This is a genomic window from Phycisphaerae bacterium, assembly GCA_035275405.1.
Lineage (GTDB): Bacteria > Planctomycetota > Phycisphaerae > UBA1845 > UTPLA1 > DATEMU01.
Genome location: DATEMU010000003.1, coordinates 195,010 through 218,718, shown reverse-complemented (window position 1 = coordinate 218,718; position 23,709 = coordinate 195,010). Strand labels below are relative to the sequence as shown.

General features: G+C 61.6%; 16 protein-coding genes. 8 read left to right on the top strand and 8 right to left on the bottom strand.

Annotated elements, in window-relative coordinates:
• Positions 1–41: 41 nt before the first annotated feature.
• From VJZ71_02830 to VJZ71_02815, 4 genes are all read left to right on the top strand, one after another.
• Positions 42–995, top strand: a complete 954-nt coding sequence (locus VJZ71_02830; protein ID HKQ46987.1) for an alcohol dehydrogenase catalytic domain-containing protein — start codon at positions 42–44, stop codon at positions 993–995.
• The gene (locus VJZ71_02825; protein HKQ46986.1) at positions 992–1,813 is read left to right on the top strand and encodes a polyphenol oxidase family protein; all 822 of its coding nucleotides are present in this window, start codon (positions 992–994) and stop codon (positions 1,811–1,813) included. Before VJZ71_02830 ends, VJZ71_02825 begins: the two co-directional genes overlap by 4 nt.
• 144 nt (positions 1,814–1,957) lie before the next feature.
• Positions 1,958–2,662 carry a 7-cyano-7-deazaguanine synthase gene (locus tag VJZ71_02820; protein HKQ46985.1) on the top strand — a complete coding sequence of 235 codons (705 nt, stop codon included), beginning with the start codon at positions 1,958–1,960 and terminating at the stop codon, positions 2,660–2,662.
• Between the two features lie 179 nt (positions 2,663–2,841).
• Positions 2,842–4,386 (top strand): excinuclease ABC subunit UvrC, encoded by a 1,545-nt coding sequence (locus VJZ71_02815; protein HKQ46984.1) that lies wholly within the window; start codon positions 2,842–2,844, stop codon positions 4,384–4,386.
• A 1,127-nt stretch (positions 4,387–5,513) separates the two neighbouring features.
• Here VJZ71_02815 and VJZ71_02810 read toward each other — a convergent pair.
• Together VJZ71_02810 and VJZ71_02805 are read right to left on the bottom strand one after the other, a co-directional pair.
• Positions 5,514–7,958 (bottom strand): M1 family aminopeptidase, encoded by a 2,445-nt coding sequence (locus tag VJZ71_02810; protein HKQ46983.1) that lies wholly within the window; start codon positions 7,956–7,958, stop codon positions 5,514–5,516.
• 98 nt (positions 7,959–8,056) lie between these two features.
• Entirely contained in the window at positions 8,057–10,600 is a 2,544-nt protein-coding gene (locus VJZ71_02805; GenBank protein HKQ46982.1) for a M1 family aminopeptidase, read from the bottom strand.
• A gap of 256 nt (positions 10,601–10,856) precedes the next feature.
• Here VJZ71_02805 and VJZ71_02800 point away from each other — a divergent pair, with 256 nt between their 5' ends.
• On the top strand, positions 10,857–13,076 hold the full coding sequence (locus VJZ71_02800) for an oligopeptide transporter, OPT family (GenBank protein ID HKQ46981.1): 2,220 nt from the start codon (positions 10,857–10,859) through the stop codon (positions 13,074–13,076).
• Here VJZ71_02800 and VJZ71_02795 read toward each other — a convergent pair.
• A complete protein-coding gene (locus tag VJZ71_02795; GenBank protein ID HKQ46980.1) occupies positions 13,073–15,079 on the bottom strand; it encodes a PDZ domain-containing protein in 2,007 nt (668 codons plus the stop codon). The genes VJZ71_02800 and VJZ71_02795 overlap by 4 nt on opposite strands.
• A gap of 197 nt (positions 15,080–15,276) precedes the next feature.
• Between VJZ71_02795 and VJZ71_02790 the strand changes: the two genes are divergently transcribed.
• The 3 genes from VJZ71_02790 (at position 15,277) to VJZ71_02780 (ending at position 17,818) form a co-directional block, all read left to right on the top strand.
• On the top strand, positions 15,277–15,882 hold the full coding sequence (locus tag VJZ71_02790; protein HKQ46979.1) for an RNA polymerase sigma factor: 606 nt from the start codon (positions 15,277–15,279) through the stop codon (positions 15,880–15,882).
• Positions 15,866–16,453 (top strand): hypothetical protein, encoded by a 588-nt coding sequence (locus VJZ71_02785; protein HKQ46978.1) that lies wholly within the window; start codon positions 15,866–15,868, stop codon positions 16,451–16,453. The genes VJZ71_02790 and VJZ71_02785 overlap by 17 nt, the downstream gene beginning before the upstream one ends.
• Positions 16,454–16,543: 90 nt before the next feature.
• A complete protein-coding gene (locus tag VJZ71_02780; GenBank protein HKQ46977.1) occupies positions 16,544–17,818 on the top strand; it encodes a PDZ domain-containing protein in 1,275 nt (424 codons plus the stop codon).
• 153 nt (positions 17,819–17,971) lie between these two features.
• On the opposite strand, the gene VJZ71_02775 is transcribed toward VJZ71_02780, so the two are convergent.
• The 5 genes from VJZ71_02775 to VJZ71_02755 form a co-directional block, all read right to left on the bottom strand.
• Positions 17,972–18,961 (bottom strand): sigma-70 family RNA polymerase sigma factor, encoded by a 990-nt coding sequence (locus VJZ71_02775; protein HKQ46976.1) that lies wholly within the window; start codon positions 18,959–18,961, stop codon positions 17,972–17,974.
• 557 nt (positions 18,962–19,518) lie between these two features.
• Positions 19,519–20,103 carry a hypothetical protein gene (locus VJZ71_02770; GenBank protein HKQ46975.1) on the bottom strand — a complete coding sequence of 195 codons (585 nt, stop codon included), beginning with the start codon at positions 20,101–20,103 and terminating at the stop codon, positions 19,519–19,521.
• An 8-nt stretch (positions 20,104–20,111) separates the two neighbouring features.
• Entirely contained in the window at positions 20,112–21,287 is a 1,176-nt protein-coding gene (locus VJZ71_02765; protein ID HKQ46974.1) for a flotillin-like FloA family protein, read from the bottom strand.
• Between the two features lie 35 nt (positions 21,288–21,322).
• Positions 21,323–21,820, bottom strand: a complete 498-nt coding sequence (locus tag VJZ71_02760) for an NfeD family protein (GenBank protein ID HKQ46973.1) — start codon at positions 21,818–21,820, stop codon at positions 21,323–21,325.
• A gap of 52 nt (positions 21,821–21,872) precedes the next feature.
• Positions 21,873–23,474 carry an NfeD family protein gene (locus VJZ71_02755; GenBank protein ID HKQ46972.1) on the bottom strand — a complete coding sequence of 534 codons (1,602 nt, stop codon included), beginning with the start codon at positions 23,472–23,474 and terminating at the stop codon, positions 21,873–21,875.
• Positions 23,475–23,709: the final 235 nt, after the last annotated feature.

Genomic DNA, 23,709 nt, shown 5'->3' with positions numbered 1-23,709 from the left:
TCCGGTCGGATATCATGCCGCGCTGAAAGGACTCCTCTGAAATGCGCGCGCTCGTCGTCGAATCCGGAAAGGCCATCGTCAAGGAGGTGCCGCAAGCCGCCCCCGCACCTGGGGAGGTCCTCATCCAGGTCCGTCTCGCCGGCATCTGCTCGACCGACCTGGAAATCCTTAAAGGGTATGGCGGCTACACCGGAATCCTCGGCCACGAATTCGTAGGCACCGTCGTCTCCGGATCGACCACGCTCGCCAAAAAGCGCGTCGTCGGCGAGATCAACTGCGTCTGCGGCAAATGCGACATGTGCGCCAGCGGTCTGTCCAACCACTGCCGAAATCGCACCGTTATGGGCATCCAGGGCCGCCCCGGCTGTTTCTCCGAATTCGTGGCCCTACCCGAACGCAATTGCCTGGATGTGCCCGATAGCGTCACAGATGAAGAGGCTGTTTTCGCCGAGCCCCTCGCCGCCGCGATTCAGGTCACGCGCCAGGTCAAGGTCGAGACGCGAATGAACATCGCCGTCCTCGGTACGGGACGCCTCGGTCTGCTTGTCGCCCAGGTCCTCGCCCGCACCGGCTGCAAACTCACGGCCGTCGGTCGCAACCCCGCGACGCTGGCCATGATGGACAAGAAGCGCATTCGCAATGCGACCGTCGCCGACTTGAACCAATGGGGCACCTTCGACGTCGTCGTTGATTGCACCGGCTCTCCGGAGGGGCTGCCCCTCGCCCTTCGCCTCGTCCGTCCGCGAGGAACCATCGTGATGAAGACGACGTGCGCAGGCCGCGCCGATGCCGACCTCATCCCACTCGTCGTCAACGAAGTCTCGCTGATCGGCAGTCGCTGCGGTCCCATGCGCGACGCTCTCAACATGCTCGCCCGAAAGGAAATCGACGTCGCGAGCATGATCACGCGGCAACTTGCGCTGTCCGAAGGACCGGCGGCGTTGGCGCTGGCCGCGGAACCCGGCCACATCAAAGTCCTCCTCAAAAACGCATGAACGAAACCCGGACGATCGAACTGGCCAGCCGTCCCCTCGAAGACTCCGCTCTTCTTTCATTCCCGCAGTTCGATAATATCGATGGCTTCGCTCACGCTTTTACGACACGTCCCTGGAACATGTCCCCGCACCGCGGCCCTGACAATCATCTTGCAGTTGAGCGCCGCCGCCGTGTCTGCGAGCACCTCGGCCTGCCGTTCGCCAACCTCACCGCGCCCGATCAGATTCACAGCCCCCACGTCCTTCGCGTCGGCCCCTCTGACGTCGGCGCTGGCCGCGAAGGCCGCGACACCGCGATCCAATTCGTCGACGGCCTCGTCTGCGACCTGCCGGACGTGCCGATCATGCAATTCTCCGCCGATTGTCCCCTTATCCTCGCCGTCGATCCGCGCCGCCGCATCTTTGGCACGGCCCACGCCAGTTGGCGAGGCACCGTTGCCCACATCGCGATGGAACTCGTCGAGCAGCTTTCGGCAAACTTCAAGGTCCGTCCGCACGACCTTCTCGTCGGCATCGGCCCCTGCGCCGGCCCCGGCGAGTACGAAGTCGGCGAAGTGGTCCGTCGAATCGCTCTGGCCCGGCTCCCTGGCGCGACGCGCTTCTTTCACGCGAAGGGCGATCCCGGCGCGCCGGGATGCTTCGACCTGCGTGCCGCCAACGTCGCCCAGCTCCTCGACGCCGGCATTCGCCCGGACCACATCGCCGTCGCCGCCCCCTCCACGATGACCGACCCGCGCTTCTTCTCCCACCGCCGCGACGGTCCGGACACCGGCCGCTTCGCCCTCATTGCGGGATTTCGATCAGAGCCGCGACCGTAAGGGAGCGCCGGGTAACGCTGCGACGGCAAGAAGTCTTCGCGATTTGAGCCAACGATGCCTTCAAATCGCCTCTTCATGTTCGTTTTCGGACGCACGTAGGCGGCGATTGCAAAACCCGCTCCCTACTTGCGCCGATAACAGAACATGCCCAAGGAAAAAGCGATTGTCCTCAACTCCGGCGGTCTCCACAGCGCCGTCCTGACCTCCATGGTCGCCGACGAGCACGAACTGGCGATGCTGCACGTTCGCGTCGGTCATCGCGCTGAAGATCAGGAAACAGGCCTCTTCGAAAAACAGGCCGACCATTTCGAGGCCGCGGAGCGCCTGGTGGTAGAGATGCCGCATTTTGAGCAGATCGGCGGGATCATTCGCGTCGGCCGCGAGCGAATCGCCGAGGATGCGCTGACCCTCCGGGAGAGCGAATCGAACGCCATCATTCCCGGCCTGATCGGCGCGCTCGTCCAGGCGGCGTTTACGTGGGCGCACACCAACGGCGCGACGAAAATCTTCCTCGGTGTCTGCGAAAACCCCGGCCCCCCCGGCCCGCAATCGGGCGCCCTTTTCCCGGAATACTCGCGGGACTTCGCCCTGCTCTGTCGCCACCTCTACGCCGTCGGCGCCCCCGACCGCGCGATCACGCTGGAAACGCCGCTGATCGAAATGAACCGCGCCGACATCATCCGCCTCGGCCGCCGCCTGCAAACGCCCTTCGAATTGACGTGGTCGTGCCTCGCCTCCGGCGAAACCCCCTGCGGCCACTGCCTCGGTTGCGCCACCCGCAACCGCGGCTTCCTCGACGCGGCGGTGCCCGATCCGATTCTCCTCCAACCGGTCGCCGCCGGTGCGTAGGGCGGGCGCGGCCCGCCGCACCGCGCACGAAGGCGTCCGCCTGTCAGAACCCCGCCCGCAAGGGCGGGAAAGCCAACGCTACCTCGCGAATCGGTACCCGATCTTGAGCCGGGCGCTTCTTTGCAGGCACTTGCGTACCCGGTTCTGATTGCCCTTTGCCGCGCCGTTAGAATACGAACATGTCCTCGCCGAATAGCGACACCAGCCCCGAACAACTCCGCGCCAAGATCTGCCGCTTCCCCAAAACCCCCGGCGTCTATCTCATGAAGGACGCCAAGGGCCGCGTCCTCTACGTCGGCAAAGCCAAGGACCTCTGCGCCCGTGTCGGGTCTTACTTTCAGGACTCCGCAGACCTCTTAAACTCCCGCGGGCCAGATATCGCCCGCATGATCGCCAAGGTCACCGACATCGACTTCCTCGAATGCGAGACCGAGGTGGGTGCCCTGCTCCAGGAGGCCCGCCTCATCAAGGATATTCAGCCGCCGCACAACGCCGCGCTCAAGGACGGCAAGACCTTCCCGTTCCTCGAAATCACCACGAGCGACGATTTCCCCGGCGTCTTCGTCACGCGAACGCCGCACAACAAGGGAACGAAACTCTACGGTCCCTTCACCTCCGCCGGCAGCCTCCGCGACGCCGTCAACGCCCTGCAAAAGGTCTTCAAGTTCCGCACCTGCGAGCTGGACATCCGCGAGGACGACGACAAGCGCCGTTTCTTCCGCCCCTGCCTGCTGCACGCCATCAACCAGTGCACCGCCCCCTGTGCCGATCGCATCAGCCGCGAGGACTACCGCAAGGACATCGAGCGACTCAAACGCTTCATGGCCTCCAAGCGGAGCGTCGTCCTCAAGGAGATGGAGGCGGAGATGAAGGCCGCCGCCGACGCCCTCGACTTCGAAGAGGCCGCCAGGGTCCGCGATCGCATCAAGGCCATCCAGCACCTCAAGATGACCGGTGACGAACTCGACGAGGAGATCCAGCCCGAGTCCTTCTACGTCGACCCCCGCAAGGGCCTGGAGCGCCTCGCCAAGGTCCTGGAGTTGGAGCACGCTCCGCGGATCATCGAAGGCATCGACATCGCCAACCTCCAGGGCGAAGAATCCGTCGGCGCCCTCGTCTGCTTCATCGACGGTCTGGCCTTCAAGAACGGCTACAAGCGCTTTCGCATCAAGACCGTCGAGGGCCAGGACGACTACGCCATGATCCGCGAGGTCGTGCAGCGCCGCTACCGCCACGCCGCCGAGGGCGAGGAACTCTACCCCGACGTGATCCTCATCGACGGCGGTCTCGGCCAGCTTCACGCCGCCCTGGAGGCGTGCAGCGAGATGTTCGTCAAACCGCCGATGGTCATCTCCCTCGCCAAGCGCGAGGAGGAAATCTTCGTGCAGGCCCGCCAGCGCGCGATCAAGCTCCCGCGCAACGACCCGGCGCTACGACTATTGCAGCAAGTCCGCGACGAGGCCCACCGCTTCGGTCAGCACTACCACCACATCCTGCGCAGCAAGCGGCAGTTCGACGAAGACATCAAAGCCGGCAAGCGCCCCCCGCGCCGGGGCCGCCGCGCGCCCGTCACAGGTACTTCGCCTCCGCCCGATCCCGGCTCGCCGGCACCGGCCAATCTTGAATCCGCTTCCACGCCCGTGTACGACCCCGAACCCGCCGACACCCCGCCGCCCATCAACTATGAAGACGTGAATCCGCGGCCTGCCGACGATACCCAATAAGACCGGCTATGCAGATTTTGAGCACAAGTAGAACGATTGCTAAATGGATGTCCCTTGTTACTCTACTCGTTGCTCTGGTGGTCTGGCCTTGGTCGGCAACAAGGAGATGCGGGTATTGGGGAAGTCGATATAATGTCGGCCTCTCGCGCGGCATCATCTATTTCATTCGTGATCCCCTGTACAGAAAACCGTTTGAGGACGAAGGGTCCTTTCTTGATACTGGAATGAGACAAGATTTTGGCCTACGAGCACCCACAGTAAGTGTAAATCGCATACATGTCGGCGAAGAGGATAATATTGAGTCTCCCAAAGGCGATGGAACCGACCAAATAGTATTGTCGATTAGGCTCCCGTTGTGGACGCTTGTAATTGCGATAGCGATTCTCACTGGTTGGTTCTGGTATTGCGATCGCAAGAGAATTGTCACAGGACGTTGCCCGAAATGCGGTTACAATCTACTTGGAAACGAAGCGTTACGCTGTCCAGAATGCGGCGCGCAAGCGGTATCGGCCCCGCCACCGCCGCCCGATCCTTGAAACCGCAACCGACGGCAAAGGCCTCGTCATGCCGCTAAAAAAATCCGCCTTCTCGGCTTGCCTTTCCCGAAATCAGTGCTATATTAGGTAATTAATAGGTATCGCCGAGCCGCCGCGCGACGACCGCTCCGTCCGTCGGCCAAGGAGATTCCGCGCCGTGCCAGCGAATTTCAAGATTTTCAAGCGCATTCAAGCAATCGAGCCTCAATTTTGCGCTCGATTGCGCTCGTTTGCGCATCCAAAAAAATCTGCGTACAGAAGATTACTTGCCGTGGCGGATCGTGATGCTCTTAGATTCCGCATTCCGCATTCCAACTTCCGCATTAGGGCGGTTCCGCCTCCTTCAGCCTCGTCCACCCACCGGAGGGACCCATGCTGAACACCCCTCAGCGTCCCCCCGCTTGGGTGCTTCCATTATTTTCCACTATTTTCCGGCCAAAAAAAATGCGCCCCCCGCCCGTCTTCAGGAATCCAAACGCACGCTCTCGGGACGGGGTCATGGCGACCTCCCGCACGCCGGGGAAACACGCTGCGCAGACCGTCGCTGCTCTGCGGAAATATAGAGAGGTGAAGATCTCGCCTGTGTTGGACCTACGGCGTCAAGTGTTCGTCGATGAACGGCTGAATGTCGAGCGCATCGGGCGGCAGCCCGCTGTTGTTGACATCACTGCGGGCCATATGGCCGGGATCCGTGTCGTTCTCCAGGAGAACGTCCACAAAGAGATCGATGTCGATCGGGTCTTTGTCGCAATCGGCGTCGATGTCGGCCAGCACGCTGCACGGCGTCACCTCGAAGCGAATGACCGCGTTACCCCCGATCGTGCCGTCGCCGGACGGCAGCGAGGCCGGATCGAGCGGATCGGCGACTTCGCCGTCGAGCGCCAAACCGCTGTTCACCGCCGTCACGCCGCCGCTCGTCACGGTCAACGAATAATTGTCCGGCGGCAAGGGGGCGGCGGTGTTGATGACGACGGGATTGACATTGGCTCCGGAGACGATGGACACGGTCTGCGGGCCGTTCACGTCACCGACCAGTGAATAGTGTGCGTTGGCCGTATTGACTGGAGTATGGAACCAGACCGTGAGTTGGCTCGGACTAATGGTCTGCACCACGCCCGCGCCCGGCGCGGGAACCGTTTGCACGATCTTCGGCGGACCGGGGACATAGGCAACGCTGCTCGGTGTCGCGACGCGCAGGATCCATTCATCCGGATCAAAGGCCAGGGCGGTCACGTTCCCGCTTACCGGCACCACAAACCACTCCGCGCCTTCATCCGCCTGCTCGGGGACTTCCAGAACTCCGTTTCCATCGTTCATAACCGTCACGGTCTGCGGGCTTCCGCCGATGGTGAGGCGAAGCGGGACGGGCATTTCGAAGACCTTGGGGTAATCCGTTGTGGTTTGTGTCTGATTGATGTGCGCCAAAAGGTAATTCTGGCTGTTGACGTTGACCGACTGCCATCCGTACTGATACGTCGGAGCACCGGGTCGCATCACCCATTGGTCGAAGAAGGTGGACAAGTCCTGGCCGCTGGAGGCCGAGGCGAGGCTGGCGAATTCCTGCGCCGAGGCGGCGGAGAATTCGAACGCGGCGCGATAGTCGGTCAGAATTTCGAAGAAGGCCGCATCGCCGACGGCCCCACGGAGCATATGCAGCACCCACGCGCCCTTGCGATAGCTGTTATCGCTGCTGAAAATCGTGTTCATACTGGCTGTTCCCGCGTCGGACACATAGACCGTCCCACCAGCGCTCGATGGCTTGCGAGCGAGGATGGCGGATTTGTAGGCGGCGAAGTCGGGATTTTCCGGATCGACCTTTCGCTCATACCAGAGACATTCGCTGTAGGTAGCGAAGCCTTCGTTCAGATAAATGCTGTTCCAGTTCTTGCAGGTGATCATGTCCCCCCACCACTGGTGGCCCAGCTCGTGGGCGATCGTGCTCTCGCTGAACGTCCCCAGGCCGGTGATGGTCTGGTGTTCCATGCCACCACCGAAGTTGAAGTTGTAGTGGCCGTATTTCTCGTTGATGAAAGGGTATTCGCCGTAGACGGTGCGGAAGACGGCGAGCATGTTGATAACATTTTCCCAGGCCGTTCGGTTGCCCGGCGTGTCGTTGCCGGGGTAGATGTAGAACTCGACCGGCATGGTGCCGCCCGGGTAATTGTAGGTCTGCGACCATTGGGTGTAGTTGGTCGCCGCGAAAGACACGAGATAGGTGGAAATCGGATAATCGGTATGCCAGTGGTACTTCAGGCGACCGCCTCCGAGGTTGAGCGGCGCTCCCATCTGCAACCCATTCGAAGGCACGACGTAGTTGTTTGGCGCGGTGAGATAAAAGTCCATCGTAAACTTGTCGGAGTTGTCTCCGGGCACCTGGACATCGCCATCCTTGCACGGCCACCAGGTGTACGCATAGTAGGCTTCGCTCAGCGTGGCCACGACGGGCGTGCCGGATTGCGTCTTGACGTCGATGGACCCGAAGCCTCGCGATTCCGAGCTTCCGTTGTAGCTGATCGTGATGATGAACCGCTCGCCCTCCGCGTAGCTTTGATCGAGCGTGACCACGCGCGTCGTGGTGGAGGGCGTCGTCAGGCCGGCGGTAATATCGACGGGATTTCCGCCGAACTCATCGGTGATAATCACGCTGGTGATGACGTATTGGTTGCGTAAGCGAAACGTGTACTGGGTCAGCGCCGGCGAATTACTCTCGATCAGTGTGGCGTTGCTACCTGCGATCGTGCAGTGGTTATTCACCGTGTCGAAGTTGGAGATTTCGATGTCCAGCGTATGGTGCAGGACATCCGTTTCGGTCATGGCCTCCCGAAGCCCCGGAACGGGTTCCGAGAGATCCTGGGCGGCGTGCGCGGCTGCCAGGGCCTGGGCCTTTCCGCAACCGAGGATCACTGGCTCGTCGCAGGATTCGACATCATGGCCGTCCTGGGCGAAAACGAACGACGCGGTGGAGCCGAGCACCCATGCGACGCAAGCGGCCGAAATTGGCCGCCGCCATTTGAAAACGATTGGAGCGTAGTTCATCACGTAAGGAAACTCCTTTACCGCTAAAGGTGCAGAAGGCCCCCAACGACATTCTGCAAACTCCGCGAACTTCGAACCGGCGGTCGGAGGGTACCGAATCAAATCGGATCGATCACACGAGCTCGAACCACAATTGAATACGCCCGGTTGCTTGAGCACCCTGAGGTATCCGTGGCTGTTACGGTGAAGTTGAACGTCCCGCCTTGTGTGGCCGAGCCGGTCAAGTTGCCGGCGGGGGTCAGCGTGAGCCCCGGTGGGAGATTGCCGGCTGTCACCGCAAAACTGTAGGCGCCGTTTCCACCGCTGGCGGAAACCGTCTTATTATACGCTCGGTCGACAAACGTCGCGGGCAGCGACGCCGGCGCGACAGAGACGTTGCACACATTGAATTGAATTACCGCGTTGCCGCCCACGGTGCCGTCGCCGGAGGGCAGCGAGGCCGGGCTGACCGGATTCGCGATCTCGCCGTCCAGAGCCATTCCGCTGTTGACCGCGGTTACGCCGGAGGTAACGGTGAGCGTGTAAGTATCGGGTGCAAGCGGTGAGAACGTGTTAATGACGACGGGGTTGACGTTCGCGCCCGAAGAGATCCAGGTCGTTTGTGGACCGCCGGCATTGCCCACCAGCGAGAAATTTGCGTCGACCGCGTTCACGTTGGTGTGAAACCAGACCGTAAGTTGGCTGGGCGTCCCCGTTAGAGTTCCGCCCGGCGACGGGGCCGTCTGCACGATCTTTGGCGGACCGGCGACATACGCAACGCTGCTCGGCGCCGCGAGGCGCAGGATCCATTCATCCGGGTCGAACGCCAACGCCGTAACCGGCCCGCTGACCGGCACGACAAACCACTCTGGACCTTCATCCACTTGGGGATTCTCGTTTATTCCATTTCCGTTGTTCAGCACGGTGACGGTTTGCGGGCTTCCCCCGATGGTGAGACGGAGCGGAACAGGCATTTCAAAGACCAGGGGGTATCCGGCGGCGGTATGAGTCTGGTTGATGTGCGCCAGGAGGTAGTTCTGGCCGTTGACGTTGATCGACTGCCAGCCGTACTGGTATGTCGGCGCGCCGGGCCTCATCACCCATTGGTCGAAGAAGGTGGACAAGTCCTGGCCGCTGGAGGCCGAGGCGAGGCTGGCGAATTCCTGCGCCGAGGCGGCGGAGAATTCGAACGCGGCGCGATAGTCGGCCAGAATTTCGAAGAAGGCCGCATCGCCGACGACGCCGCGAAGCATGTGCAGGACCCAGGCGCCCTTGCGATAGCTGTTCGTGCTGGAAAAGATGGTATTCATGTCGGCCGTCCCGGCGTCGGAGACATAGACCGTCCCGCCCACGCTCGACGGCTTGCGCGCCAGAACGGCGGACTTGTAGGCGGCGAAGTTGGGGTTGTCCGGATCGGCCTTCCGCTCGTACCAGAGACATTCGCTGTAGGTGGCGAAACCCTCATTCAGGTAAATACTGTTCCAGTTCTTGCAGGTAATCATGTCGCCCCACCACTGGTGGCCAAGTTCATGGGCGATCGTGCTTTCGCTGAAGGTGCCCAGGCCCGTAATGGTCTGGTGCTCCATGCCGCCGCCGAAGTTGAAGTTGTAGTGGCCGTACTTTTCGTTGATGAACGGGTATTCGCCGAAAACCGTGCGGAAAACGCCGAGCATGTTGACGACATTTTCCCAGGCCGTCCGGTTGCCCGGCGAGTCGTTGCCGGGATAGATGTAGAACTCCACCGGCATTTCGCCGACATCTTCCGGATTCGGTCCCGTGGGATAGAAATAGGTCTGCTCCCATTTCGTGTAGTTCGTTGCCGCGAAAGAGACGAGATACGTGGAGATGGGATAGTCAGTGTGCCAGTGATACTTCAACCGGCCTCCGCCGAGGTTCACGGGGGCGCCCATCTGAAGTCCATTGGAGGGCACGACATAGTTGTTTGGCGCAGTGAGATAAAAATCCATCGTGAACTTGTCGGAGTTGTCGCCGGGCACCTGGACGTCGCCGTCTTTGCAGGGCCACCAGGTGTAGGCGTAATACGCCTCGCTCAGCGTCGCGACGACTGGCGTGCCGCCTTGAGTGCCCACATCGATCGAGCCGAACCCGCGCGAGGCGGAAGTCCCGTTATATGCGATGGTGATAATGAACCGCTCACCGTCGGTGTAGGTTCGGTCAAGAGTGGCGATCCGCGAGGTCGTCGAAGCGGTGTTCACTCCGGCTGTGATATCCACCGGGTTCGCGCCGAACTCATCGGTGATGATCACGCTGGTGATGACATACTGGTTGCGCAGACGGAAGGTGTACTCCGTCAGCGCCGGCGATTTGCTCTCGATCAGCGTGGCATTGCTGCCCGCGATCGTGCAGGTGTTGGCGCCGGTGTTCAGGTTGGAAATCTCGATGTCCAGCGTATGGTGCAGGACGTCGGTGTCAGACATGGCCTCGCGAAGGCCGGGAATCGGCTGCGAAACGTCCTGCTGTGCGGCATGGGCGGCCATCGCATGGGCCTTTCCGCAACCGAGGATGACCGGCTCGTCGCAGAACTCGGCGTCGTGACCGTGCTGGGCCACCGCAGTGGAGGCGGTCATTGCCAGGAGAAGGGATAACCCCAGAACGCCGATTTTGTGGGACTTCGCAGCGATAAAACTGAACACCATCATCATAAACCCTTTTAGCGAAGGAACGGGAACCCCTCTGAAAGCTCAAGCCGGTCCGCTGATCGGAACGACCGCCCCCCCATCTTAGAGCGGCGGCCAGGAGAGTTGCCGCCGAAACATACACCCTTATCAGTATATCCGGGAGGCCGGACCGATCCAAGCCTTCCCGCTTGCGTTTATCGGCTCACCTAGCGACACTTCGCTCGGCTTGGCCGCACGGAAGCCGCGTTCGCATCCTGACCGTGCATGGGAACACACTCGTATGAAAGACGACGCAGCAGCAAGCGGAACGGGGCAAGTCCCGGAGCATCGGCCCTACGTACCGGCAGAATCACTCATCCCGGAAATGGGCTTCGCGCCGGTCATCGTCGGGGCGATCCTTGGGATCATTTTCGGCGCATCGTCGCTCTATCTGGTACTCAAAGTCGGAATGACCGTCTCAGCGTCGATTCCGATCGCCGTGTTGTCGATCACGCTCTTTCGCGCTGCCAAACCATTCGTCGGTCGCAACGCCACCATTTTGGAAAACAACATTGTTCAGACGACCGGTTCGGCAGGGGAATCCATCGCCTTCGGCGTGGGCGTCACCATGCCGGCGCTACTAATCCTGGGGTATGACTTGGAGGTCGTGCGCGTCATGCTCGTCGCCGTCCTGGGCGGGCTGCTTGGCGTGCTCATGATGATCCCGTTGCGGCGGGTTTTCATTGTGAAGCAGCACGGCAAACTGGTTTATCCCGAAGGTGTCGCCTGTGCGGACGTCCTGATCGTCGGCGAGAAGGGTGGATCGAGCGCGGCCACTGTGTTCGGGGGTTTCGGGCTGGCCTTCCTGTATCAGATCATGATGATGGGGCTGAAGATGTGGAAGGACATTCCGAGCCGCCTTCTGCATTTTACCCGCGCCGATGGCAGCACAATCTTCAATTTCAAAGGGGCGTCCGTGGCCCTCGAGGCTTCGCCCGCGCTGCTCGGCGTAGGCTACGTAATCGGACCGAGAATCGCCTGCATCATGGTCGGCGGCGGCATTATGGCGTCCTGGCTCCTCACTCCCGCCATCAAACTGTTTGGCGAGGGATTGGCCGAACCGCTCTTTCCCGCCGAGAAACCCATCAGTCAGATGAGCCTGGACGAAATCTGGCACGACTATGTCCTTTACATTGGCGCGGGAGCCGTAGCGGCGGGCGGAATCATCAGCATGATTCAATCCCTTCCGACGATCCTCGGTTCGGTCAAGGCGGGCTTCGGAGACCTCGCGGCAAAGGGCGGAGTCTCCACCGGTCGCGTGGGTTCCCGAATGGATCGCGACATGTCCATGAAAGTGGTGATCCTCGGATGTCTCGCCCTGGTCATTGCCATCTATCTCGCTCCCATGTTGAATGTTGATCATCCGCTGGAGGCGCTCCTCATCGTCTTCTTCGGCTTCCTATTTGTCACGGTCTCCGCCCGGCTCACGGGCGAGATCGGCTCGTCGTCCAATCCCATTTCAGGAATGACGGTTGCGACGCTGCTACTAACCTGCCTGATCTTTGTCGCCGTCGGCTGGACCGGGCCCGGTTACCGGCTCACCGCATTGTCCATCGCCGCAATTGTCTGCATCGCCTGCTCGAACGGCGGAACGGTGGCCCAATGCTTGAAGACCGGCTACATCGTCGGCGCAACGCCGCGCAGCCAGCAAATTGCCATCCTGGTCGGGGCGCTGACCTCGGCATTGGTTATTGGATGGACCTTGCTGCTGCTCAACGACACCGCCACGGTCTATTCCAAAAAAGATTTGCCGCCTGTCGCGATCGACGCGTCAAAGCTTGATTCGACGGCGAAGGAAAGACCGGCCGGAGCGTATGCGGCGAGTGATTCCAAGGAATACCTTGTCCTGCAGGCGCGGGCGGGAGAAATCGCCGGCGTCCCGCAAGGCAAATACCTCGTAAACGACGCGGGAGAGATTTCCTATCTCGTTGATCCTGGCATCAACGGCAAGCTGAAGGCGCAGGATGATGGAACGCGCGTCGACAAGTACAACGCGCCCAAGGCCGCACTGATGTCTTTTATCGTGGACGGCATCCTGACACAAAAGTTGCCGTGGGACCTGGTGCTTCTCGGCGTGTCCATCGCCATCGTTCTGGAACTGGCGGGCATTCCTTCTCTTCCCTTTGCAGTCGGGGTCTATCTGCCGCTTGCTTCCTCAACCCCGATCTTCTTTGGCGGCATGGCGCGATATTTCGCGGATCGGCTGGCACGGCGATCCGCCGCCGAGTCCGAGATGAGCCCGGGCGTTCTGCTCTCCAGCGGCTATATCGCGGGCGGGTCGATCGCCGGGATTGTTTGCGCCGTTTTCGCCGCTTTCGCAACCGATCTGTCCAAAAAGCTCGAGATCGGCGTAACGGTGTTTGGCGAGGCCGCAAACTCCGCGTGGCTGCCAATGATCCCCTTCGGTCTGCTTGTGCTGGTGCTCCTGGTGATTGGAGGAAGAAAGTCCCGGGCCTTTTAGCGCGATGGCCCCGGCGGCTGCCATCGCACCCGCACCTGCGCATCCAATCGGTCTCTCCGCGACGCAAAGCGCCACACACTCACCGACTCCGCATGCCGCGAAAGCGTCGCAATCTGCCGCAGCGCCCGCACGGGATCGAAATCGTCGAGCCCGGTCATCGGCGACGGGGCAACGGGGATCTGGACGCGGATCGTCTTTTCCCCGCGCACAACATCCAGCGAGAACTCCGTCGCCCCGCCGCGACGGCGATAGCGCCGCGCAATCTCCTGCGCCGTCGCGACCGGTGATCCACCGACCCCGATAATGCGATCGCCAATTTCCAAATAACCGGCGGCGGGCGAACCCTCGTCGATCTCCAGAACCACGGCGCGCCGAGGATCGGCGGGATCCGCCCCAAGAGCCAGCCCGAGCTTGTCGCGTTGGCCCAGGCGCTCGTCCAGCCACGTTCGCCACCATTCCGGTTGCCTCGCCGGCGACTCGCTTCCCTCCAGAGAGGCCAGCCAGTTGGACAACATCTCCGAGAGCGCGCGGCCGCGAAGATAGAAGCACTCAGTCATCTCTTCCCGGCGGCCGCTGGGGGGAAAAATCGCTATGGCGTCGGGAAACCTGTCCAGACGATCGGCCTTGCGGCGCAGGGCGCGGACGATCTGCTCCGAATGGCGGCGCGATGTGGAGAGCAAGAGCGCGTCATCGACGTAGGCCCAGGCCAGTTCGATGTTGTCAAGGAATTCGAGGCGAAATCGATGAGCGAGGAAGGGGCCGATCCGAATGCTGTGGAGTTCGACATCCTCACAGCGCTGAAGCTCCACCGACGCGCCGGGCGCCGGCTCCGACGAGGGGCTCGGCGCGTATTGAAGCATCGCCACAAAAATTCCCAGCAGCCCGTCGAGATGTTCAATAATCTCCGTTCGTTTTTTCGACTCAATCAACAGCGTCAGGGCCGGCAGGTCCACGGCCCCGCCCGCGGCGCCCGGATCGATCGCTGCGACGAGGCGGACCGTGGGCCCCAGTTGCTCTATAAACGACGTATCCCCGAACCGGCTTGCGGTCAGGACGTCGAGAAAAATCCCCGCCAGCGTCTCGGGGCTGCCGAATCGGCCCTCTGCGTTCTTGCGAATGATCCCGGCAAAATCGACCGGCCCGGCCCAGACGGCCAACGTCGACGCGGGCAGCGCGGCGAGGTCCGCCGCCGACAGCGGCGATTCGTCGGGACGCGGCGCCGGAAGTTGACCCATCAGATCGCAGTTGATTTCCGAAGCCGCTACCTGCGCCGTGGCCACCAGCCGCGTACAGCCCGCGAAGGCGTAAGGATCATCCGGTTGCCACGCCGAAAAGAGCAGGCCCTGTGGATCGCCCGACAGCCGTGACCGTAGCGCGCCGTAATCGGACCGGGCCGCCAACGAAGGGCCGCGCCGCCCTCCGAGCAGCAGCACGGTGCGACCCCACAGTCCATCCGGATCATCGGCCGGGCCGAGTACGAGGGTGCGATCGGAGACCGCCAGCAGAATGCCGCCGGCCAGCGTGTAACGCTTGACGGGCCCTTCGTCCGCTTGCTGTCGCGCCTCCCACCGTTTGAGCAGCGCTTCCAGATCGGGAGTACTTTCCAACTCGGCCAGCACCACCCCGCCATTCCACTGCGAGGACTCAGCCGCGATGAGCGCCGATCGATGCCCCAAGAGGTGCGTGATCGCATCTTCGGACCCCAGGCCCAGTAATTCTTCCGCCCGGCTCGGCCACGGCCGGCTCGTCGGCTGCGCCTTGTCCTGTGCCATCTCGCGGACGGTGTGCCAGATTCCAATCCCCTGCCAGAAGGTGCGTATCTCCCCAAGATTGCGCAGCTCGACATAAAACCGGGCGTCGCCGGGCACGATTCGCGACCAGTCTCCGCCGCTCGTCGACGGCGAAGTTGCGCCTTGTGCCACGACCCGCGCGGTGAGGGTGGCAACGAGAACTGCGGAAGTCAGAATTGGAAGAGGGCGGGCAGGGAGGCTATTTTTGATCATTCAACTGTCTCTCGCGAATGGCGACAATTTGACTCGCGGAATCAATGCCCTACGGATTCAGATGCTGTAACTATAGTAGCCACAGCTATTTTGGCACAAAGGCCCGCTATTATTACTATCGGCGATCGAACACCGGGCCGTCGCCCCACGATAGATATGACAGCGACATGGCTCACCCTACGTCTATGAATGATGGAGTGGACGCAGCGCCGGTTTTGACGGTGGAGGACATCGACTGCCGGCTGATCGAGGCCGCGCAGCGGGGTGACCGATCCGCGCTGGACGCCCTCGTGCGACGCCATGATCGATTGGTCCGTAGCATCGTCTATTCGACGCTCGGCCACCCCGGACTGGTCGACGACGTGGCCCAACATGTTTGGACCCGCGTCTGCGAGCAGATCGGCTCGCTCGAAGATCCCGCCCGTTGGCGGGGCTGGTTATGTACGACGGCCCGAAACGCCGCCATCGACGCCGGCCAGAAGGCCGCTCGGGATCGCAAGCGGCAATCTTCGGCCGATGGCATCGAACTCGTCGGCGACACGCAATCCGATCCGGCGCGTTCGGTCATGCAGACCGAACAGCACCGGCGAGTGCTGAATGCCATCCGTGGCCTGCCGCCGATCTATCGCGAGCCCTTCCTCCTCCGCCACATGGAGGATTGGAGCTACGCCCAGATCGGCGAAGCGCTGTCCCTCCCCGTGGACACGGTCGAGACGCGGCTGGTCCGGGCAAGACGATTGTTGCGATCCGCCTTGGCGGATCTGAATGTGCAGAGAAATGAAGGCCATGAACGAGGAATTTGACATCCCGGCAGGAGTGGACGAGCCCACCGAACGCCTCATCTGCCGATCGATTGACGGCGAGTTGACGGCGGACGAGCGCGCGGAGTTGACCGAGATCCTCCGTACGAATGCCGCCGCCCGGCGTCTCCTGGATGAATACACAGAGATCGATCGCCTGGCGATCCGCGCCATCCGGCGCGACCTCGAAAGCGCGAAGACGGTGGCCGCCGGACGATTCCGCGGCATTCGGCTCGCCGCTGCGGGGGCCGTCTTCACGGCGGCCGCCGTCATCGCGCTGTCATTCCTGCCCAATCTCTGGACCGGCGCTACCCTCCTGACTCCCGCCGGCCCGATCGCCGTTCAGTCGCAGATCGGCCATGGCAGACCGCAAATTTCGCCCGCCGATATGGGCCGGACCGGGCAATTCGTCGATTATCGCGAATACGACTCCCTGCCTCAGCAACGCCGCCAGGACGTGTACCGCGACCTCATCGGCGTCCGTGGCAAAAATAACAAAAATCAGGACGTCATCTATATTTTTGAAAGGAACACCCAGGCCACCAAGATCACTCCTATATCCGGCGACTTCTAAGCGCCGCGATGTGCGAGCCCGGACACGGTCCTTCGGCATAGGGCGGGCTCTGACCGCCGTGATCGATGGCCAATTAAAAGGAATACGAACATGATCTCTCTCCCCCTGACGTGGATACTGACATTCACCCTGACCCTCCCGGCTTTGGCCGCAGGCGGCAAAGACTGCGCGCTCCTCGCGGCCGCCGGCGATCCTGCCAATCCGTCCGACGAGTATTCGATCGTCTGGCTCGCTGCCGACGATCAAGCCTCGGCCGGGCAGGCCCCGAAAATGATCGTGCGCAAACTCGACGAGGACGACGAAGACGTCGCCCCGGTCGGCAATATCGAACCCGGCGGACCCTGGCTGGGTATCCAGTTCGGCCCGGTCCCCAAGCCACTGGCCTCGCACCTCAAGATCGAAGGCGAAGCCGGGCAGATGGTCCTCAACGTCGCCGAAGGCTCCCCCGCCGATACGGCCGGTCTCCAGCAGTTCGACGTGATCACCCAGATCGACGGCCAACAGGCCTCCGCGGACATCGGCGATTTTCTGGAGCGTGTCCGCGCTTTCACCCCCAACGAAGTGCACACCTTTTCGCTCCTCCGCGGCGGTCAGTCGCAGCAGGTTCAAGTCACAGTGGGCACACGGCCCGACGATTTTGAATCCCTCGAATACAAGTACGAAACGCCGATGGAAGACCTCGCCCACGGCAAAGTCTTCGGCCGCGGCGGCATGTTGGAAAAAGACGACCAGGGCAACTGGGTCTTTAAGGGTCTCAACATGAAGGACCTGCCCGACGCCTTTCACGCCATCCCCGACGTCGGCGATATGGACTTCCAGTTCAACTTCCCGATCCCCGGCCCCGATGGCGGCGACGGTCAACAGGTTTACGTGTTCAAGAACAAGGGCGAAACGCTGAACATCGTTCGCGAACAGGACGGCCGGATCACCGTCACGCGGACGAAAATCGAGGATGGGAAAAAAGACACCACAACCACGACCTATGAAAACGAGGACGACCTCAAGGCCCGTGATCCGGACGCCCACAAGTCCATGAGTCACGGCCCGGCTAAGTTCGGTCCGCGGAAGTTCAAGTTCTACCAGGACGGTCAGTGGCAGGATGCCCTGAAAAACTCTGAAGAAGCGATGAAGCACTACGAGGACGCCATTCGGCAGTTCCACGACGGCAAGGGCGGCTTCGCCTTCGGCTTCCATAAGCCGAGCACCAGCTTCGAGACAACTCCCGACGGAAAAATTCGCGTCACGATCCGCAAGGGCGACGACGAACTGGTCGAGAACTACGACAGTGCCGAAGCCCTGCGCTCCGCCAATCCCAACCTCTTCAAGAAATACCAGAAGTTCCAGGAGAAGTCAGAAACGCCGTAACGGCGACCGCTGGAAATCACAGACTCCCACTCCACCCACGCGGTTGCCGCCTCCCTCCACCAACCGGAGGCGACAAACGCAAACGGCCGCGAGCGACGCAAGGCTGATCCAGCCCCGTCACTCGCGGCCGCGTATATTTTCGCCGGGCCAACGCTACGCCGCCAGGAAATCATCCTGCAGCTTGCTGCGCAGCTTCGCCAGGGCCCGGTTCTGTATCTGTCGCACGCGCTCTTTCGTCACGCCGATGAGCAGACCGACCTGCTCCAGCGTCTTGGGCCCCCCGCCGACCTCGTCGGTCACCTGACCCAGCGCAAAGCGGGCCTGAATGACCTTATATTCGACGTCGTTTAGCTCCGCCGTGTTCTGCAGGAGGATCCCCCGAAGCTCGTCCACGCAGTCGGCCTCGACGCCGACCCGTTGCAAATCGAGGAAGTCACTCTTCTCCAGCGACGGGTCGAATTCCGTCGGGAAGCGGCCGCGATACCGGCTGGTCTTCATGGCCACGCGGCTGAAGCTCTTGAGAATCGCCCGGCATGCGTACGTACTGAATTTGAATCCGCGCGAGCAGTCGAACTTGTCCACGCTCCGCAACAGGGCCATGTTTCCTTCGCTGATCAGTTCGGCGTAATCGATGTTGCCCATCCGAGTACGCTTGGCCATGGCCAGCACCAACGGCACGTTGGCTTGCACGATCTCGCACCGCGCCGCGATGGCCTGCGAATGCCACCACAGAAGCTCTCCTGCCGCCTTGGCCGTGAGCCGATTGTCCGCGTATTCCTTAAGGATCCGCGACATGCGAAATCGGGCATAGTTCATTCGCAGAAACAGCCGCAGCTCCTGGGCCGTGTTCAGCGTGACGCACTTCACGGCGGGTTGACCGTCTATTGGACCGAGTTCCGCCAGATTGCACCACGGTTGAGGCCGGTGGCTCGAACGCGAAACGGCCGAAAACAGCTCGTGCGCCGTAGAATTCCTGGAGAAGCTCTCGTGATCCAGATACTCGATCGGTTCGGAGAGGATCTGCCGCAAACGAACTCGATCCTCCTGGCTCAGCTTGTCCACGATGGAGCCCACGGGGCCTCGAGCGGTCGGAATGAAGGTCTCGCGGCGGGCCGGCTCGTTTCCCTGGTTCAGCGGTGTCATGGCTCTTTACTCCCGTGACCTCCTCGGGCCACTTCCCGATGCCGACTTGAGCACTCCAACGGGGGGACGATCGCCCGATACGACGTACCGGTGACGCGTCGCGTCAGAGACTCAACTCAACACTGGGCAATTCCACTCTGTTGGACCGGCGGCAGGTTTCGCTCTCAGTTGCCTGCCCGGTCTTACATCGCCCTCATCTGCGAGGACTCGGGGGGAGCTTGGGGTTGCTGCTGTCAAGTCGAATATAGCACAAGAATCAAGGATGGCAAATTTAAGCTAACGATAAATGTTTCCACCATACCTACGTAATTGTACTTATACGACCATAAAATGCTTAATGGCATATGGTTATTTGAATGTTACGGACCAATAACTTTTCGCCATCGCTTGACATCGAACATGATATATCACGACTGTTAACTCTGAATATCACTCGCACCCACTTTTCTAGGTAATTACCCCACTTTCTGCTCATGGGTATCGATCGGACAATAGTACCCACTTATCGCCAGCCTTCGCACGCCAAGCGGGTAACTATGCACACCTTGAAGCTGATTTCAAGGGGTGAGGCCCGGCAGGTCAGGTGTTCCCCGAAGGGCCATGGGGGGCTTGAGCAACTCCGCAGCGACGACCGCCTGCCGAAGCGATCTGGGATTATGCAGATCCAGAATCCCCTTGCCGTTGACCAAGTCCGCCTCGGGAACTGCCGCCTGCGGAACGGCCACTCGCGCCGCTTTTTGAGGCCGCGCTTTTTCCGCCACACGGATGGCGGGTGCAACGGATACCTTAGGCATCTGCAGCACGGAATTGACGCGATCCTGGGCTTCCGACGTTCGCGATCGAATAAGCTCCGGTCTCTCCCCATACGGCGTCATGCGCCGGGGCCCGGCGACCGGGATGGGTGGAGCCGTCGGACGAGCGATAGGAGGAGCCCGGCGGATCGGTCGAGATTCATCGAAGACCTCTACTGGCTCGAATTCTTCATCCGCATCGGCCTGCGCCGGGGACGAAGGAGCATTGGCTTCGGATCGCTTCTTGACCCAGTTCGCAACGATGCTGATTACGGTAAAGACGACGATCGCAGCGATTGTCTGCCAATCCGACGCCGCCAGTACCTGAGCTATTTCCACGTTTGCCGTCACGACAGTCTCTACACTGGCTTATCGCCGGGTCGTCCCTTTTGATCGCCGTCCTTACTGATCGATTCGCGCATCGCTGTATCCGATTGGATATTCCTCATGCGATAGTAGTCCATGATGCCCAGGTTGCCCGAGCGGAAGGAATCGGCGATCGCCTGCGGCACTTGCGCCTCGGCGAGGACGAGCTTGGCCTTATTCTCTTCGACGAGGGCCCGCATCTCGGCCTCGCGGGCAATGGCCATGGCCCGCTTGCCCTCGGCCTCGGCCTGGCGTTGCTGCTTGTCCGCCAAGGCCCGCTCGGTATCCAGGAACGCACCCACGTTCGCCCGCTCGGTGACGCCCGCCACGCTCACATCTGCGATATCAACTGATACGATTTCAAACGCCGTCGCGGCGTCCAATCCCTGATTGAGCACCACTCGCGAAATATGATCCGGGTTTTCCAAAACGTCCTTGTAGGACTTCGAGGATCCGACGGCGCTCACGATACCCTGCCCCACGCGGGCAATGATCGTCTCCTCCGTGGCCCCGCCGACGAGCCGCTCCAGGCAGGTGCGGATCGTGACGCGGGCCTTGATGAGCAGGCGGATCCCATCCTTCGCCACGGCATCAAGCCGGGCATCGGGTCCGAGCGAGGCGAGCGGGCAGTCGATGACCTTCGGATTGACCGACGTGTGAATCGCGTCCAAAACATCGCGACCGGCCAGGTCGATGGCACGGGCGCTGTCGAGATCGAGGTGAATCCTCGCTCGGGTGGCCTCAACCATGGCCCGGACGACGTTGTTGACGTTTCCACCGGAGAAAAGGTGGCTCTGCAATTGATCCATGTCGATCGGCAGGCCCGCCTTGTGTGCGGTGATCAGCCCGGTCACACAGATCCGCACGTCCTCCGGATTTCGACGGACGAGGTAGACGCTTTCCAACTGAGGCGTCGTGATGTTCGTAACGCCGGCCTGTACAGCGGAGATTCTGGCGTCCACGATCAGCGGGGCGTTAACTCGCCGCAAGAACATGCCGACCAGGGCTCCGAAGCCGACGGGAGCGCCGCTGAAGCGCGCACGAAGCCACAGCTTGCCGAAGGCCAGCACGACCATTGCGACGACGAGGATGAGGATAAAGCCGACAAACGTGAGGCCGTACCAGAGATACCGGCTGACATCACCTTCCGCTGCACTGAGAATGCTCATGGCCTGTCCTTTGTGATAAACCCGACGACTTCCGCTCAAACCGCTTCGACGACGATTCGATTACCCTCGACCTCGATGACGCGCACGCTGCTGCCCAAAGAGATCATTTCGCCTCGCGTCACGACGCTGATCCGCCGCCCGTTGAACTCGGCAGTGCCGCTCGGCCGAAGCATGGTCGCCGCCTTGCCTTCTACCCCCAACAGCGCGGAAAAACCATCGCCGGCGTTGGGCAACGGTACCGCGCTGCCGGTGTTCGGCGACGAGGGCGGGCTCAATATAAGCTGCCGGCCCAGCGAAGTCCTCGGGAGGATCTTGAACGCCAGCACCACTACGATCGGCACGCACACCAACTCGATGGCGGCCAAAGCGACAACTGCCCACCCGCTGAGTTGATACGCACAGACCAGGCTGCCGACCAGCGCCCCGAGCGCCGCCACGCCCAGTATCCCGCCCGACGGCACGATCACCTCGACCACGACGATGACCAGGCCGACGGCAAAGAGAACCAAAGACCAGATGAGCCAGTAATCCATGCGACTGCTCAGGGGAGCATGGGCCTCCGGCCCGTGCGCACCGGCCAGAGGCCTATGCTCCCCGTACTTCGCGAACCACCACGCGGCCGCCGGAGATTTCGACGATCTCCACCTCGCGTCCGTCGTCGATCATTAATCCCTGGGCGATGACATCCACTCTCCGCCCGTTGATCTGTGCCTTACCGGCGGGTCGAAGCTGGGTCAAGGTGCGTCCGCGGTCGCCCAATTGCACAATCTGCTGAGGTCCGGCGGGAATGTCCAATCCCGCCGCAACGATATTGGTCGCGGACGCCGGCGCAAGAAACAAACCGCGCGCCCCCGGCATCTTCGGCAGAAACTTGTTCAGCGCCCACATCCCCACCATCGCCAGGAGCAGCCCGCCAAACACTACTTGTAACCCCGTCTTCAGTCCGAGCCACGTGCCGGGCATGCGTGGGACGATGATCGGTCCGGGCTCCGCGGGCACAAAAGTGGCGATAAACCCGACGAAAATCAGCAGAATCCCGAGGATGCCTGCGACGCCGAACCCCGGCAGCACGAAGATCTCCACTCCCAGCAGGATGACGCCAAGCACGACGAGCAGGATCTCCCACGCATCCGCGACGCCCGTGATGTACGGCGCGCCGAGGAAAACCATCAGGGCGATCAACGCGACGGCCCCACCGACAAAGTGCCCCGGCGCATTGAACTCGGCATACACGCCAAGCATGATGAGCATCATCAGGATCGTGCGAACGACCGGCGAACTCAAAAAGTCCGCCACATCCTCCGACCACGTCGTCGTGAAGCGCTCCAGCACACCCGTGATGCCGTAGTGCGAGCGCAGTTCGTTCTCGCTGCTGACGATCGCCTTGGCGAACCCGAAGGCCACCGCCTCGCTCTGCGTGAGGGTGAGCAAATCGCGGTCCTCCACCACGGGTTGGCGCACGTCGAGCTCCCCGCCGGAAACGGGATCTTTCATCTTCTCGACCGGCCGCCAGGGGCTGTTTTTCTCGCCGAGCAGTTTTTCTTTCTCGTCCTTGAGCACGAACCGCCGCTCGCCACCCGGCCCCTTCTCCAGCCACCAGATTTCGTAACCCTGGCGAACCATCGCCTCGCAAAGCAGGGGGTCATACCCCCGACGATGGGCGCTGTCGCGAAACTCCTTGAGAATCGGGCTCTCCGCCTTGGCCCGCTCGGTCTTGCCCAGTTCCTGCAACCCCTCCGTCGGTGAGATGACAATCGGTGCGCAGTCGCCCATTTTGCTGGCGCTGGCCATCACCACCTCATTGCAGGCCAGCGAAATCATCGCCCCCGCCGAATACGCCGAAGGCTTCACCCACGCGACGGTCTTGAGGTCCGTGATATTCTTGATGTAGGTGCAGATCTCCAGCGCGCTACTGACCAGCCCACCGGGCGTATTCATCTCGAAGACGATGAGATCGGCCCCGTCCTCGCGGGCCTGTTCGACCCGGCGTTTCATGGAGGCGAGCGTCACATCGTTGATTTCGTCCTCGATGGTCACGATGGCGCCGCGATGCGCCGCCGGCGCGGTCGTCGTCCCCTCACCGGCCACAGCGAACGTCGACGCCGTTGCCGCCAAAGTCAGAGCCGCGACCGTAAGGGAGCGCCTCGCGAAGCCGGACGTGCTAAACCCCGCTCCCATGTTCAACATAGAGCCTCGGCGTCGACTACTTCCATTCCGCATGACGTTTATCCGCCATGGCGGAAATTCCGCATTCAAAATTCTGATCATGGCCAACGTTTCCACACTACACCGATTCCGGACAAGTCCACCAAGTGTAGAACGTCTCCCGCGCCGCGGTCATTCTACCCGGATCATAGTACCCCAACAGGTCGGCCATCGGCGGCTATAAACACAACCGGCGTTTCGAATCGGCTCTACGAAA

Coding starts and splice junctions, on each gene's coding strand:
- VJZ71_02780 (HKQ46977.1), top strand. CDS start 16,544: ATGATCTCTCTCCCCCTGACGTGGATACTGACATTCACCCTGACCCTC.
- VJZ71_02815 (HKQ46984.1), top strand. CDS start 2,842: ATGTCCTCGCCGAATAGCGACACCAGCCCCGAACAACTCCGCGCCAAG.
- VJZ71_02825 (HKQ46986.1), top strand. CDS start 992: ATGAACGAAACCCGGACGATCGAACTGGCCAGCCGTCCCCTCGAAGAC.
- VJZ71_02830 (HKQ46987.1), top strand. CDS start 42: ATGCGCGCGCTCGTCGTCGAATCCGGAAAGGCCATCGTCAAGGAGGTG.
- VJZ71_02800 (HKQ46981.1), top strand. CDS start 10,857: ATGAAAGACGACGCAGCAGCAAGCGGAACGGGGCAAGTCCCGGAGCAT.
- VJZ71_02820 (HKQ46985.1), top strand. CDS start 1,958: ATGCCCAAGGAAAAAGCGATTGTCCTCAACTCCGGCGGTCTCCACAGC.
- VJZ71_02755 (HKQ46972.1), bottom strand. CDS start 23,474: ATGTTGAACATGGGAGCGGGGTTTAGCACGTCCGGCTTCGCGAGGCGC.
- VJZ71_02810 (HKQ46983.1), bottom strand. CDS start 7,958: ATGAACTACGCTCCAATCGTTTTCAAATGGCGGCGGCCAATTTCGGCC.
- VJZ71_02785 (HKQ46978.1), top strand. CDS start 15,866: ATGAACGAGGAATTTGACATCCCGGCAGGAGTGGACGAGCCCACCGAA.
- VJZ71_02760 (HKQ46973.1), bottom strand. CDS start 21,820: ATGGATTACTGGCTCATCTGGTCTTTGGTTCTCTTTGCCGTCGGCCTG.
- VJZ71_02775 (HKQ46976.1), bottom strand. CDS start 18,961: ATGACACCGCTGAACCAGGGAAACGAGCCGGCCCGCCGCGAGACCTTC.
- VJZ71_02795 (HKQ46980.1), bottom strand. CDS start 15,079: ATGATCAAAAATAGCCTCCCTGCCCGCCCTCTTCCAATTCTGACTTCC.
- VJZ71_02805 (HKQ46982.1), bottom strand. CDS start 10,600: ATGATGATGGTGTTCAGTTTTATCGCTGCGAAGTCCCACAAAATCGGC.
- VJZ71_02765 (HKQ46974.1), bottom strand. CDS start 21,287: ATGAGCATTCTCAGTGCAGCGGAAGGTGATGTCAGCCGGTATCTCTGG.